This window comes from Pseudomonas sp. LJDD11 (genome assembly GCF_024584215.1).
Taxonomy (GTDB): Bacteria; Pseudomonadota; Gammaproteobacteria; order Pseudomonadales; family Pseudomonadaceae; genus Aquipseudomonas.
In genome coordinates this window covers 1-13,861 of the sequence record NZ_JANJFL010000013.1, presented here as the reverse complement: position 1 = coordinate 13,861, position 13,861 = coordinate 1, and the positions used below count along the sequence as shown (strand labels likewise).

Annotated in this window: 14 protein-coding genes; 10 read left to right on the top strand and 4 right to left on the bottom strand. The window is 61.9% G+C overall.

The window, feature by feature from the left end; genetic code table 11:
* Positions 1 to 121: 121 nt before the first annotated feature.
* Positions 122 to 526, bottom strand: a complete 405-nt coding sequence (locus NRB16_RS15975; RefSeq protein WP_045482325.1) for a DUF2177 family protein — start codon at positions 524 to 526, stop codon at positions 122 to 124.
* Positions 527 to 647: 121 nt separating this feature from the next.
* Here NRB16_RS15975 and NRB16_RS15970 point away from each other — a divergent pair, with 121 nt between their 5' ends.
* Positions 648 to 1,280, top strand: coding sequence for a DsbA family protein (locus NRB16_RS15970; RefSeq protein ID WP_045482327.1), 633 nt, complete (start codon positions 648 to 650; stop codon positions 1,278 to 1,280).
* Positions 1,281 to 1,465: 185 nt separating this feature from the next.
* On the opposite strand, the gene NRB16_RS15965 is transcribed toward NRB16_RS15970, so the two are convergent.
* Positions 1,466 to 2,302: a S1 RNA-binding domain-containing protein gene (locus NRB16_RS15965; RefSeq protein WP_257106485.1), complete on the bottom strand. Its 837-nt coding sequence runs from the start codon at positions 2,300 to 2,302 to the stop codon at positions 1,466 to 1,468.
* A 224-nt stretch (positions 2,303 to 2,526) separates the two neighbouring features.
* Between NRB16_RS15965 and NRB16_RS15960 the strand changes: the two genes are divergently transcribed.
* The gene (locus NRB16_RS15960) at positions 2,527 to 3,255 is read left to right on the top strand and encodes a TorF family putative porin (protein ID WP_253118173.1); all 729 of its coding nucleotides are present in this window, start codon (positions 2,527 to 2,529) and stop codon (positions 3,253 to 3,255) included.
* Between the two features lie 62 nt (positions 3,256 to 3,317).
* Positions 3,318 to 4,223, top strand: coding sequence for a DUF6279 family lipoprotein (locus NRB16_RS15955; protein ID WP_257106484.1), 906 nt, complete (start codon positions 3,318 to 3,320; stop codon positions 4,221 to 4,223).
* Positions 4,224 to 4,489: 266 nt separating this feature from the next.
* On the opposite strand, the gene NRB16_RS15950 is transcribed toward NRB16_RS15955, so the two are convergent.
* Together NRB16_RS15950 and NRB16_RS15945 are read right to left on the bottom strand one after the other, a co-directional pair.
* Positions 4,490 to 4,879, bottom strand: a complete 390-nt coding sequence (locus NRB16_RS15950; protein WP_045482340.1) for a hypothetical protein — start codon at positions 4,877 to 4,879, stop codon at positions 4,490 to 4,492.
* Positions 4,880 to 4,999: 120 nt separating this feature from the next.
* Positions 5,000 to 6,334, bottom strand: a complete 1,335-nt coding sequence (locus NRB16_RS15945) for a DEAD/DEAH box helicase (RefSeq protein WP_045493702.1) — start codon at positions 6,332 to 6,334, stop codon at positions 5,000 to 5,002.
* Positions 6,335 to 6,502: 168 nt separating this feature from the next.
* Between NRB16_RS15945 and NRB16_RS15940 the strand changes: the two genes are divergently transcribed.
* The 7 genes from NRB16_RS15940 to NRB16_RS15910 all read left to right on the top strand — a co-directional run bounded on the left by NRB16_RS15940 (position 6,503) and on the right by NRB16_RS15910 (position 13,729).
* Positions 6,503 to 7,528, top strand: a complete 1,026-nt coding sequence (locus tag NRB16_RS15940; RefSeq protein WP_257106483.1) for a ligase-associated DNA damage response exonuclease — start codon at positions 6,503 to 6,505, stop codon at positions 7,526 to 7,528.
* Positions 7,525 to 9,225, top strand: coding sequence for an ATP-dependent DNA ligase (locus NRB16_RS15935; protein ID WP_257106482.1), 1,701 nt, complete (start codon positions 7,525 to 7,527; stop codon positions 9,223 to 9,225). The genes NRB16_RS15940 and NRB16_RS15935 overlap by 4 nt, the downstream gene beginning before the upstream one ends.
* Positions 9,226 to 9,534: 309 nt before the next feature.
* Positions 9,535 to 10,317 carry a transporter substrate-binding domain-containing protein gene (locus NRB16_RS15930; protein WP_045482349.1) on the top strand — a complete coding sequence of 261 codons (783 nt, stop codon included), beginning with the start codon at positions 9,535 to 9,537 and terminating at the stop codon, positions 10,315 to 10,317.
* 79 nt (positions 10,318 to 10,396) lie between these two features.
* Positions 10,397 to 11,125 carry an ABC transporter permease gene (locus tag NRB16_RS15925; protein ID WP_257106481.1) on the top strand — a complete coding sequence of 243 codons (729 nt, stop codon included), beginning with the start codon at positions 10,397 to 10,399 and terminating at the stop codon, positions 11,123 to 11,125.
* Positions 11,122 to 11,832: an ABC transporter permease gene (locus NRB16_RS15920; RefSeq protein ID WP_257106480.1), complete on the top strand. Its 711-nt coding sequence runs from the start codon at positions 11,122 to 11,124 to the stop codon at positions 11,830 to 11,832. The genes NRB16_RS15925 and NRB16_RS15920 overlap by 4 nt, the downstream gene beginning before the upstream one ends.
* A gap of 11 nt (positions 11,833 to 11,843) precedes the next feature.
* Positions 11,844 to 12,956, top strand: a complete 1,113-nt coding sequence (locus NRB16_RS15915; RefSeq protein ID WP_253116866.1) for a succinylglutamate desuccinylase/aspartoacylase family protein — start codon at positions 11,844 to 11,846, stop codon at positions 12,954 to 12,956.
* Between the two features lie 8 nt (positions 12,957 to 12,964).
* Positions 12,965 to 13,729, top strand: a complete 765-nt coding sequence (locus NRB16_RS15910) for an ABC transporter ATP-binding protein (protein ID WP_257106479.1) — start codon at positions 12,965 to 12,967, stop codon at positions 13,727 to 13,729.
* Positions 13,730 to 13,861 lie beyond the last annotated feature (132 nt).

Genomic DNA, 13,861 nt, shown 5'->3' with positions numbered 1-13,861 from the left:
CGACCAGCGCGCCGGTTGCCGACGAAGACGCCAGCACATTCGCTACAGATGCTGTGACTTTACTGGCCTCTTCGCGAGCAAGCTCGCTCCTACTGGGCGGTGGACTGAAGCGCCTACAGGCTCAGCGCAACAACCGCGACGTCAGCACATAAGCCACTGTCCCCGCCAATGTGGTCACCACCACGCCCCAGGCCAGGTCTACCAAGGCCATTTGCGCTGGCCAGCCGCGCAGGGTGGCCCAGTTGGTCAGGTCGTAGGTGCCGTAGGCCACCAGGCCCAGCAAGGCGCTGTGGCCGACCGCTTGCCCGAGGCGTTGCACGTTGAGGGCCGGCAGCACGGCCAGCACCACGATGCCCACGCCGTACATCAGGTAGAACGCGACCGCCGGGCCGATGACCGGTGTGTCGAGCATCAGTGGGCCGAGCCAGGCGCGGTAGGTCGGGCCCATCAGCCCGCCCAGCCATAAGCCGTCGAAGATCAGAAACGCGACCAGGGTTGCAGCGTAGGCGGTGAGAAATCGTTTCATGGCGATGTGTCCTGAGAGGGTTATGGCTGGGACAGCGACCGTTTGGGAATTGATCCGCGAAATAGCCGGACTTTTCCCATAAGTGGGCAGTCACTGCTAATAGAGCTAAGGAGCCAGGCGAATGCATACAGACACACAACCCGCCCTGAGGGTCGATATATGGAGCGACTATGTCTGCCCATTCTGCTACCTGCAATTGCCGGTTCTCGAACAGCTTCAGGCCCGTTACGGCGCGATGATCGAGTGGTGCTGGCATGCATTTGAGTTGCGGCCCGAGCCATTGACCACCCCGGACCCGCAGGCTGATTACCTGCGCATGACCTGGTTGCAGGCGGTGTTGCCGATGGCCGACCGGCGCCAGTTGACGATGAAGATTCCGCCTGTGCAGCCGCACAGCCGCAAGGCGCTGGAAGCGGCGAACTTTGCGCGCAGCCAGGGCCGGTTTGGGGATTTCAATCGGGCGTTGTTCCGGGCGTTTTTCGAGTACGGTCAGAATATTGGTGAGGATCAGGTGCTGCTGCAGTTGGCCAGCGCAACCGGGCTCAAGCCCGAGGCGCTGCACCTGGCATTGCAGGAGCAGCAGCACCGGGTGGCGGTCAGCGATGACGAGGCGCTGGCTGATACGCTGGGGCTGCGGGCCGTGCCGGTGCTGCTGTTGCGTAAGGCCAGTCAGCCGCTGAGCGAGGCGCAGGTGCTCAATGGCACCCTGCCCTTGCAGCGGCTGACGAGGGAGATTGATGCTTTGCTTGCCTGAGGGGCATTTTTAAAATTGGCTGTTGGCTGGGCGGTGTTTAGATGCAAAGGTCGGCACATTTATAGAATCTGCTGACGCCTTCGTCGGCTGAGCCGACTCCCACCGGCCCAGCGTAGTGCCGACAATTTGAACGCAACTCAAACCGGTGGGTGATCTGCCACCGGCCTGGCCGGCCAATGCCGTCCTCAGGTCAGTTCGATGCGGTCGGCATGGATGGAGATCTGGCCTTGTTTGTACAGCCCGCCGATGGCCTTTTTGAAGTTGCCTTTGCTGACCCCGAACAGGTCGCTGATCAGTTTGGGGTCGCTCTTGTCGCTGACTTCCAGTACACCGCCGTTTTCACGCAGCTTGGCGATGATTTGCCCGGACAGGTCGTCGGCGGCCGCCGCGCCGATGGGTTGCAGGCTGAGGCTGACTTTGCCGTCGGCGCGCACTTCTTTGATAAAGCCTTTCTCTTGCATGCCGGGGCGCAGAAATTTGAACACTTCGTTTTTGTGGATCAGGCCCCAGTGCTTGTTCTCGATGATCGCCTTGAAGCCCAGGTCGGTGCGCTCGACCACCAGCAGGTTGACCGCCTGGCCGGGGCTGTAGGTGGCCGGGGTCTTGTCGAGGTAGCGGTCCAGCCGCGAGGTGGCGGTGATGCGCCGGGTGTGTTTGTCGAGGTAGGCATGCACCACGCAGTATTCGCCGGCTTCCATCTGGCGCTTTTCTTCCGAGAACGGCAGCAGCAGGTCTTTGGGCAGGCCCCAGTCGAGGAACACCCCGATGTTGTTGACCTGCACCGCCTTGAGGCTGGCAAAGCCGCCGACCTGAATTTTCGGTTTGAGGGTGGTGGCGATCAGCTTGTCATCGCTGTCGAGGTAGATGAATACGTTGAGCCAGTCATCGACCTCCGTGGGCGCGTCCTTGGGGATGTAGCGGTTGGGCAGGAGGATTTCGCCGTCCGCGCCGCCGTCCAGATACAACCCGAAATTGGTGTGCTTGACGATTTGCAAGCTGTTGAAGCGCCCGATTAAAGCCATGTGCCGATCACTCTGAATTGCGTGGCGGGCATTCTAACCGGTTTTGTTGACGGGCATTCATGTGGTCCTTGATCGTGGCCGAATTGGCGTTGAATCGACGAACGGTCATGCCCCGGCGGATTTCATCGGTATTCTTGCGATGGCTCTGGCTCGCGGGTTGCGCGCACCAGCCCAATCCAAACCCTATTTTTTCCACACTCCTCGCCCATCACCTGGAGTGCTTTATGCGTGTTATTCGATGCCTGACGCCGTTGCTCGGCGCCTTGTTGGTTTGTCAGCCGGCTTCTGCCCAGGTTCTGGAACGAAGCCTGGGCGACTTCAGCCTGAAACTGGGAACCACGCCGACGCGCAGCATGGCCCAGGGCCTGGTGGCACCCTCAAGCGGCGGTGATTCGTTTCATGGCGGGCTGGACCTGACCCATGAGAGCGGCCTGTATTTCGGCCAGTGGTCACCGAACATGGGCCTGACGCCAGACAGCAACATGGAGCTGGACTCTTACATGGGCTTCAAGAAGCCCTTTGATCAGAGCACCGGTTACGAGCTGGGGATGATCCGCTACAGCTACCCGGACACCAATCAGGTGGCCAGCCATGAGCTGTACGCTGGCCTGCGGATTCTCGACAGCCGGCTGGGCGCGGCCTTCAGCAACGACACCGGCACGCGCAACAACACCCTGTTCGTTGATCTGGGCAGCATGCCGCAACTGGGGGTGAACGTGCGCATGCAGTACACCACCCACGAGTTCGGCAGCGCACAGATTGCCAGTGACGGCCGGCTGGTCGGCGGCTTCAACGACTGGTCGCTGAAGTTGTCCCGGCCCTGGCTGGGCATCGACATGAACCTGATCTACAGCGACTCCAGCCTGAGCGGTGATGATTGCGGCCTGTACAGCGGGCATAACCCGCGCTGCGAGCAGACAGTCACGCTCAAGGCGGTGCGTGCGCTGTTCTGATTGCAGGGAACTGCCATGATCCGCCACTCTCTACAACAAGGCCGATGTTGTGAGGAAAGGTCATGGATTACCTGTCGAAAGTTGTTATTACCCTGTTGCTGACGGTGTCGCTGCTGAGCGGCTGTGGCCAGGTGAGCCTGGCCTATCGCAACCTGGATGTGATCATCCCTTGGTCGCTCAGCGATTACCTCAAGGTGCGTGGCGAGCAGAAAGACTGGCTCGATGAACGCCTCAAGCAGCATTTGCAGTGGCATTGCAGTACCCAGTTGCCGGGTTATCTGACCTGGCTCGACCGGCTTGAGCAGATGGTGCGTGACGATCAGGTCAGCCCTGCCGCGCTGCAAACCCGTACTCGTGAGGCCGAACAGGCGATCGCCCGCATTGCCCGGCAGGTCACCCCTTCGGTGGTCGAGTTGCTCAGCCGCCTGGATGACAAGCAGGTGCAAGAGATGCAACAAGCCTTCGAGCGCGATCAGAGCAAACGCCAGAAGGAATACCTCAACCAGCCGCTGGACAAGCAGATCGCCGACCGCGCCGGGCGCATGGAGAAACGCCTGTCGCCGTGGATGGGGTCGCTGACCGCCGAGCAAAAGGCGCGGGTCCAGCAGTGGTCGGTGTCGCTGGGTGAGCAGAACCAGGCCTGGCTGGCCAACCGCGCCAGTTGGCAGCAACGCTTCCTGGCGGCACTGCAACAGCGCCAGCAACCTGACTTCGCCCCGCGCATCAGCGCCCTGCTGCAAGACCGCCAGACCTTCTGGACCGCCGACTACCGCGACGCCTATGACCGCACCGAACAGGCCGCGATCAACCTGGTGGCGGATATCTACGCCATGAGTACCGCGCAGCAAAAGCAGAAGCTGCTGAGCCGGATTGATGACATGCGCAAGGATTTTCAGGACCTGGATTGTTTAAAGGCAGCGCAACAGGTGTCGATGGTGATGGCCCTGGAGCCAACACAATCGCTGTAGGAGTAATGCTGATCAGTTAAGAGCTGAGCGGACTCTGTGGGAACGAGCTCGCTCGTGAAGGCGGCATTACATCAACAGCAGATGTGCCGGTTTTACTGGCCCTTTCGTCGGAATGCCGCCCAGACCAAGGTCGCTCCCACAAGGATCGCGCCGGCCTTAACTGATCGGCATTACGCTGTAGGAGCGGCCGGGCGGCGATCCGCTTTAGCCGCGAAAGGGCTTCGCTGCTAAAGCAGCTCCTACAGCGGTATCCCAACCAATCGAGATCAAGCCACCTGCGGTTTGGCCGCCACATGGTCGAAGGTCGCCGGGTCCAGTGCATCGGCTTGTTCATCGAGCACCAAACGCGGGTGGTCGTTGCCCGGAATGCTGCTGTCGATCATCGCCAGCAGGCTGGCGCCGCGGGGGGTGAGGATGAAGTTGGTGCCGGTGCCGCCTTCCTGTTCAGGGCGGGGCTGGATGAAGCCGCGTTGCAGCAGCAGCGCTTCAAGATCTGCCGCCTGTTGCTTCAGGTGGTCCAGGTTGCCGGCGGGATCGCCTTGCGCGGCCTGGGCCTGGGCATGATCTTCAGCGTATTGGCGCGGCGCAAAGGGCTGGCCTGCGCCGTTCTGTACTTCGTGCAGCAGACGTTCGATAAGGTCCCAATCGTAAGCCATGGTGTAAAACCTCCGTCCAGCATGGATGAGTGGCCCGCACCTTAACGGTGGCGGGCAGCTTCATCGGTTGTGACAGAGGGGGGTCAGCGGCGTTCAGAGCAATCGCCGGATGGTCGCCGGTTACTCGGCGGCCGGGGCTGGGGTGCTGCGCTTTTTCAGCGGCGCCAGGCCGTCCTGGCTGACCAGCTCAGACTTCGGCTTGTTGGCCGTGCGACGCTTGGTCGGGGTTTTGCTGGCGGTTTTTTTCTTGTCGCCCTTGGCGTCGGTCTTTTTCTTTTTGCCGACCGCTTTACCGGAAGCCTTGACCTTCTTCGGCCCGCTGTAGGTGCCTTTGAGTTCCTTGATCACCCGGCGCTCGAAGGTCTGCTTCAGATAACGCTCGACGCTCGACATCAGGTTCCAGTCGGAGTGGTCGATCAGCGAAATGGCCAGGCCTTCGCTGCCGGCACGACCGGTACGGCCCACCCGGTGCACGTAGTCGTCGCCGCTGCGTGGCATGTCGAAGTTGATCACCAGGTCCAGACCGTCGATGTCCAGACCGCGGGCCGCGACGTCGGTGGCCACCAGCACTTTCGAGCCGCCCTGCTTGAAGCGGTCGATGGCCGCCTTGCGGTCTTTCTGGTCTTTGTCGCCGTGCAGCACGAAGGCTTTGATGTCTTGTGCGACCAAGCGCCCGTACAGGCGGTCGGCCCAGGCTTTGGTGTTGGTGAAGATGATTGCCTTCTGGTAGGTCTCGTTGGCCACCAGCCAGTTGATGATCGCCTCTTTGTGCTGGTCGTGGTCGGCGGTGATGATCTGCTGGCGGGTGCCTTCAGCCAGCTCGCTGACCTGGTTGAGCAGCAGGTGCTTGGGCTCGCGCAGGACTTTCTGGGTCATTTCGCGCAGCGCGTTGCCGCCGGTGGTCGCCGAGAACAGCAGGGTCTGCTGACGGTTCGGGCATTCGCCGGTCAGCCGCTCGACGTCTTCCGAAAAGCCCATGTCGAGCATGCGGTCGGCTTCATCGAGCACCAGCACTTCGACCTTTTTCAGGTCCAGGTTGCCGGCATTGAGGTGTTCGAGCAGGCGACCCGGGGTGCCGATCAGGATGTCCGGAACCTTGCGCAGCATCGCGGCCTGGACCTTGAAGTCCTCGCCGCCGGTGATCATCCCGGCCTTGATAAAGGTGAACTGCGAGAAACGCTCGACCTCTTTGAGGGTTTGCTGGGCCAGCTCGCGGGTCGGCAGCAGGATCAGCGCGCGGATATCGACGCGCACCTGGGCCGGGCCGATCAGGCGGTTGAGGATCGGTAGTACGAATGCAGCGGTCTTGCCGCTGCCGGTCTGCGCCGTAACCCGCAGGTCGTGCCCTTGCAATGCCAGGGGAATGGCCGCGGCCTGCACAGGTGTAGGCTCGGCAAACTTGAGCTCTTCCACGGCTTTGAGCAGGCGTTCGTGCAGGGCTAATTCGGAAAACACGGGTGCTACCTCGAAGAAATACAAAAATACAGGCGCATAGCGTAACGGTTTCCCGCGCCAACGCCGAATTTCTTTAGCGTGATTTACGGATTTTTGTCCGCCAGATCCATCGAACTTGTACGCCGCCGGCCGGTTCATAACAGGCAAGCCCCTCGTGATGGTTGTGTTATGGATCTTGTCGTTGCCCGCCCTGAAGGTCTGTACTGCCCGCCTGGCGACTTCTATATCGACCCGTGGCGCCCGGTAGAGCGGGCGGTGATCACCCATGGCCATGGCGACCACGCGCGCACCGGCAGCCGTCACTACCTGGCCACGGCCAGCGGTGAGGGCATCCTGCGCTGGCGGCTGGGCCAGGACATCAACCTGCAGACCCTCGAATACGGCGAGTGCATTAATCATCATGGTGTGACGGTGAGCCTGCACCCGGCCGGGCATGTGCTGGGCTCTGCGCAGGTGCGTCTGGAATACCGGGGCGAAGTCTGGGTGGCGTCGGGCGATTACAAGGTTGAGCCTGATGGGACCTGCGCCACCTTCGAGCCGGTGCGCTGTCATACCTTTATTACCGAGTCGACCTTTGGCCTGCCGATCTACCGCTGGACGCCTCAGGCGCAGATTTTCGCCGGCATCAATGACTGGTGGCGCCAGAACGCCGCGCAAGGCAAAGCCAGCGTGTTGTTCGCCTATGCCTTTGGCAAGGCGCAGCGCATTTTGCATGGCATTGACCCCGAGATCGGGCCGATCCTGGCCCACGGCTCGGTCGAGCCATTGAACCGAGTCTATCGCGAGGGCGGTATTCGCATTCCGCCAACCCAATACGCCGGTGACTTCAAGAAGACTGACCCGGCGCTGCGCCAGGCGCTGATCATTGCGCCGCCATCGGCCGGTGGCAGCACCTGGATGAAACGCTTTGGTGACTACAGCGACGCTTTTGCCAGCGGCTGGATGATGCTGCGCGGCACCCGGCGGCGGCGCGGGGTGGACCGGGGCTTTGTGCTGTCGGACCACGCCGACTGGCCGGGGCTGTTGTGGGCCATCGAGCAGACCGGCGCCGAGCGGGTGATGGTCACCCACGGTTCGGTGGCGATTCTGGTGCGTTATCTGCGCGAGCTGGGCCTGGATGCCCTGGGGTTCAGCACTGAATACGGCGAGGAGGATGACGACCGTACGCCCGCCAGCGAGGAGCCTGCGGCATGAAAGCCTTTGCCGAACTTTATGCCCGGCTCGACGCCACCACCTCCAGCAACGCCAAGCTGGCGGCGTTGCATGACTATTTTGCCCAGGCGCCGGCCGAGGATGCAGCTTGGGCGGTGTACTTCCTGGCCGGTGGCCGACCACGGCAACTGGTGCCCAGCCGGGTGCTGCGTGAGCAGGCCACGGCGCTGAGCGACCTGCCGCCCTGGCTGTTCGAAGAAAGCTATCAGGCGGTGGGCGACCTGGCCGAAACCCTGTCGTTGCTGCTGCCCCATGCCGAACACAGCAACGATGAGGGCCTGGCAGTGTGGCTGGAGCAACACCTGCTGCCGCTACGTGGCCTGCCACCCGAGGAATTGGCCGAGCGGTTGCCGGCGTTGTGGGCGCAGCTGGACCGCAACAGCCTGATGGTGTGCATCAAGCTGATCACCGGCAGTTTTCGGGTCGGCGTGTCGAAGCTGTTGGTGACCCGCGCCCTCGCCGCACTGACCGGGCTGGACAGCAAGCGCATTGCCCAAAGACTGGTCGGCTACACCGACCTTTCGCACCGTCCTGGTGCGCAGGCTTATCTGAAACTCATCGCCCCGGAGTCTGACGACGAACACGCACAGCGCGGCGGCCAGCCCTACCCGTTTTTTCTGGCACATGCGTTACAGCAGCCGGTCGAGCAGTTCGAGACCCTGCTCGGCCCCGCGCAAGACTGGCTGGTGGAGTGGAAATGGGATGGTATTCGGGCGCAACTGGTCAAACGCGATGGGCAGTTGTGGGTTTGGTCGCGGGGTGAAGAACTGATGACCGAACGCTTTCCGGAGCTGCACAGCCTGGCCCAGATACTGCCCGACGGCACAGTGATCGATGGCGAAATAGTGGTCTGGAAAGCCGCCGAGACGCCTGCCGATGAAACAAAGGACTTTGCGCTCAGCGGTGAGCCCGACAACGCGCCTTGGGTACAGCCGTTTGCCCTGCTGCAACAACGCATTGGCCGCAAGACCTTGGGCAAGAAGCTGCTTGGCGATGCGCCGGTGGTGCTGCTCGGCTACGACTTGCTGGAGTGGCAAGGCGAAGACTGGCGCAGCCACCCGCAACACCAGCGCCGCGCACAACTGGACCAGTTGATCGAGGCCAGCCAGAGCCCGGTGCTGCTGCCCTCGCCGGTGCTGAGCGGGCAGAACTGGGAGGCGCTGGCCGAGCTGCGCGAAGACGCCCGCCGCCTGGGCGTCGAAGGCATGATGCTCAAGGCCCGCGATTCACTGTATGGCGTGGGCCGCACCAAGGACATGGGCGTGTGGTGGAAGTGGAAGCTCGACCCGTTCAGCGTCGATGCGGTGCTGATCTACGCCCAACGCGGCCACGGCCGACGCGCCAGCCTGTACAGCGACTACACCTTTGCGGTGTGGGACAGCCCGCCCGGTAGCAGTGAACGCACGCTGGTGCCGTTCGCCAAGGCCTATTCCGGGCTGACCGATGAAGAAATGCGCAAGGTCGATGCAATCATCCGCAAGACCACCGTCGAAAAATTCGGCCCGGTGCGCAGCGTGACACCGACTCTGGTGTTCGAGCTGGGTTTTGAAGGCATTGCGTTGTCCAAGCGCCACAAGAGCGGCATCGCCGTGCGCTTTCCGAGGATGCTGCGCTGGCGTCAGGACAAACCGGTGGACGAAGCCGACAGCCTGGCGACGTTGCAGGATTTACTGGGGTGATGAGCCGGTTTGGTGCAATCAAAAAACCATAGATTCATTTTGGTGCACATTTATAAATGCTCTGTGCTACCGCGACACCCGTAGGAGCTGCTTTAGCAGCGAAGGCCGCGAAGGCCAGGAAGACATCGCGGCTAAAGCCGCTCCTACAGGGCTCACCCCATACCGTTGATAAATGTAGAAATGCGACAAGCGCGTACATTTCAAACGCACGTTCGTCCTACTGGTTCAGAAATTGCTACCTCATGGCAGTCTGGCATCCGCCGGTAGCAGTTTTTAACTGCTGCGCCCCACTCTGGTTAGGATTGAATAATGAAAAAAGCCTGGTTGACCCTTTCTGCATTGGCCTTGTGTGTAGCCGCTGGTAGTGCGATGGCCAAGGAGTACAAGGAACTGCGCTTTGGCGTCGATCCGTCTTATGCGCCGTTCGAGTCCAAGGCCGCCGATGGCAGCCTGCAAGGCTTCGATATCGACCTGGGCAACGCGATCTGCAAAGAGCTGAAGGTCACCTGCAAATGGGTCGAAAGCGATTTCGACGGCATGATTCCGGGCTTGAAGGCACGCAAATTCGACGGCGTGATCTCGTCGATGACCGTCACCAAGGCCCGCGAGAAGGTCATCGACTTCTCCAACGAGCTGTTCTCTGGCCCGACTTCTTTTGTCTTCAAGAAAGGCTCAGGCCTGTCCGCCGACATCACCACCCTCAAGGGCAAAACCGTCGGCTACGAGCAAGGCACCATCCAGGAAGCCTATGCCAAGGCCGTGCTGGACAAGGCCGGTGTGAGCACCAAAGCCTACGCCAACCAGGACCAGGTCTACGCCGACCTGACCTCCGGCCGCCTGGACGCTTCGATCCAGGACATGCTGCAGGCTGAACTGGGTTTCCTGAAGTCGCCCAAGGGTGCCGACTATGAAGTCAGCGCGCCGGTCGACAGCGACCTGCTGCCGTCCAAGACCGCCATCGGTATCGCCAAAGGTAACACTGAGCTCAAGGAACTCCTGAACAAAGGTATCAAAGCGTTACACGACGACGGTACTTACGCTGAAATTCAGAAAAAGCACTTCGGTGATCTGAACCTGTACAGCGGCAAATAAAAAAGCCCCGACGCCCGGTGATTTAGGTGAGAATCCGCCGCCTTTTTACCGGGCGTTTTCGTTGCTGAAGGCTTTATCCATGCTCGACACTCTGCTGAACCATTTAGGACTCTCGGCGTTCAGCCTCAGGGGCTTCGGCCCGCTGTTGCTTGAAGGCACATGGATGACAATCAAACTCTCGCTGCTGTCGCTGACCCTGAGCATCCTGCTCGGGTTGCTGGGCGCCAGCGCCAAGCTGTCTGGCTCGCCACTGCTGCGGGTCCCGGCGCAGCTTTACACCACCTTGATTCGCGGCGTGCCCGACCTGGTGCTGATGCTGTTGATCTATTACAGCCTGCAGACCGGGCTGACCATGCTCACCGATGCGCTGGAATGGGAATACATCGAGATTGACCCGTTCAGTGCCGGGGTCATCACCCTGGGCTTTATCTATGGTGCGTACTTCACCGAGACCTTTCGCGGCGCGATTTTGTCGGTGCCGCGCGGTCAGGTCGAAGCGGCGATTGCCTACGGCCTGGGGCGCAGCCAGCGGTTTCGCTACGTGGTGTTTCCGCAGATGATGCGTTTTGCCCTGCCCGGCATCGGCAATAACTGGCAAGTGCTGCTCAAGGCCACCGCACTGGTGTCGATCATCGGCCTGGCCGATCTGGTCAAGGCGTCCCAGGACGCCGGCAAGAGCAGCTATCAATTGTTCTACTTTCTGGTGGTGGCAGCGTTTATCTACCTGATGATCACCAGCGCTTCGAACCTGGCCCTGCGCTGGGCTGAACGGCATTACGCCACCGGCAGCCGGGAGGCCAGACGATGATTGAGCTTATCCAGGAATACTGGCGCCCGTTTCTGTACAGCGACGGCGTGCACCTGACCGGCCTGGCGATGACGATGTGGCTGCTGAGTGCCTCGATCGCCATGGGCTTTTGCCTGTCGATTCCGCTGTCGATTGCACGGGTTTCGGAAAACCGCTGGCTGCGCTGGCCGGTGCAGTTCTACACCTACGTGTTCCGTGGCACGCCGCTGTATATCCAGTTGCTGATTTGCTACACCGGCATCTATAGCATCGCCGCCGTGCGTGAGCAGCCGCTGCTCGATGCATTCTTTCGCGATGCGATGAATTGCACGCTGCTGGCCTTCACCCTCAACACCTGCGCCTACACCACCGAGATTTTCGCCGGGGCGATCCGCAGCATGGCCCACGGTGAAATCGAAGCCGCCAAGGCCTACGGCTTGTCGGGCTGGAAGCTCTACGCCCATGTGATCATGCCCTCGGTGCTGCGCCGCTCGCTGCCGTACTACAGCAACGAGGTGATCCTGATGCTGCACTCCACCACGGTGGCCTTCACCGCCACCGTGCCGGACATTCTCAAGGTGGCGCGGGACGCCAACTCGGCGACCTTCATGACCTTTCAGTCGTTCGGCATCGCGGCGCTGCTGTACCTGGCCATCACCTTTATTCTGGTCGGGCTGTTCCGCCTGGCCGAACGCCGCTGGCTGGCCTTTCTCGGCCCCGCTCACTAGGACTGCTCCCCATGCGTCAACTCACTCACGCGCTGGTGGCGCCAGTGCCGGGCACCGCGCGGCAGATTCACAGCTTCCACTACGGTCCGGAGCACGGCACCTGCAAGATCTACATTCAGGCCTCGCTGCACGCCGACGAACTGCCCGGCATGCTGGTGGCCTGGTACCTCAAGCAGCGTCTTGAAGAACTGGAGCGCGCCGGCAAGCTCAAGGGCGAAATCGTCGTGGTGCCGGTGGCCAACCCGCAGGGCCTGGAGCAGGTGCTGATGGACACCCCGCTGGGCCGCTACGAGCTGGAAAGCGGGCAGAACTTCAACCGGCATTTTGTCGACCTGGCTGACCAGGTCGGCGACGCGGTGCAGGCGCAGTTGAACGCCGATCCACAGCACAACCTGCAAGTGATCCGCGCCGCACTGCGTCAGGCGCTCGCGGCTCACAGCGCCGGCACCCAGTTGCAATCGCAACGGCTGACCTTGCAGCGCCTGGCTTGCGACGCCGATATGGTGCTGGACCTGCACTGTGACTTCGAGTCGGTGGAACACCTGTACACCACCCCCGAGGCCTGGCCGCAGGTCGAGCCGCTGGCACGTTACATCGGCGCCCAGGCCAGCATGCTGGCCACCGATTCGGGCGGTCAGTCGTTCGATGAATGCTTCAGCCTGGTCTGGTGGCAACTGCGCCAGCGCTTCGGTGAGCGGGTGCCGTTGGGCAGCTTCTCGGTCACCCTGGAGCTGCGCGGTCAGGGCGATGTCAGCCATGCCCTGGCCAGCCGCGACTGCCAGGCGATCATCCAGTACCTGATCGGCTTTGGCGCCATCGACGGCGACCAGCAACCCGCGCCGGCGCTGCTCTACCCGGCCACGCCGCTGGCCGCGGTCGAGCCGGTCGCCACCCCGGTCGGTGGCCTGCTGGTGTTCTGCGCCCTGCCTGGCGAGCACGTCGAAGCCGGGCAACTGATCGCCGATATCATCGACCCCATCAGCGATGCCGTGACCCAGGTCCGCGCACCGCAAGCCGGCCTGCTCTATGCCCGCTCGCTGCGGCGCATGGCCACCGCCGGCATGGTCATTGCCCACATCGCCGGCACCAAGGCCTGGCGCAGCGGCTACCTTCTTTCGCCATGAGAACCGATATGTACAAACTGACCATCGACGGCCTGCACAAGCGCTACGGCGATAACGAAGTGCTCAAGGGCGTGTCGCTCAAGGCCAAGAGTGGCGACGTGATCTGCCTGATCGGCGCCAGCGGCTCGGGCAAGAGCACCTTTTTGCGCTGCATCAACTTTCTTGAACAGCCCAACGACGGCGCCATGAGCCTGGACGGCAAGCCGGTGCGCATGGTTCAGGACAAGGACGGCATGCGCGTTGCCGACCCCGATGAGCTGCAACGCCTGCGCACCCGCCTGGCCATGGTGTTCCAGCACTTCAACCTGTGGGCGCACATGACCGTGCTGGAAAACGTCAGCATGGCGCCGCGCCGGGTGTTGGGCGTCCCCAAGGCCGAAGCCGAAGCGCGGGCGCGCAAGTACCTGGAGAAAGTCGGCCTGCCCGAGCGGGTTGCCGAGCAGTACCCGGCGTTTTTGTCAGGCGGCCAGCAACAGCGGGTAGCGATTGCCCGTGCCTTGGCGATGGAGCCGGACATCATGCTGTTTGATGAGCCGACTTCAGCGCTGGACCCGGAACTGGTCGGTGAAGTGCTCAAAGTGATCCAGGGCCTGGCCGAAGAAGGCCGGACCATGATTCTGGTCACCCACGAGATGGGCTTTGCGCGCAAGGTCGCGACCCAGGTGGTATTTCTGCATCAGGGCCAGATCATCGAGTCCGGGCATCCGAACGAGGTGCTCAATAACCCGCAGAGCGAGCGCTTGCAGCAATTTTTGAGCGGCAACCTCAAGTAATTGCCGTACTCAGGCCCTGTGGGAGATCGCCCGCCGCCTCGGCGCCGCGCTGTCGCGTAGCCAACACGCAACCCCGTAGGAGCAGCTTTAGCTGCGAAAGGCTTCGCAGCTAAAACTGCACCTACGGGAGGG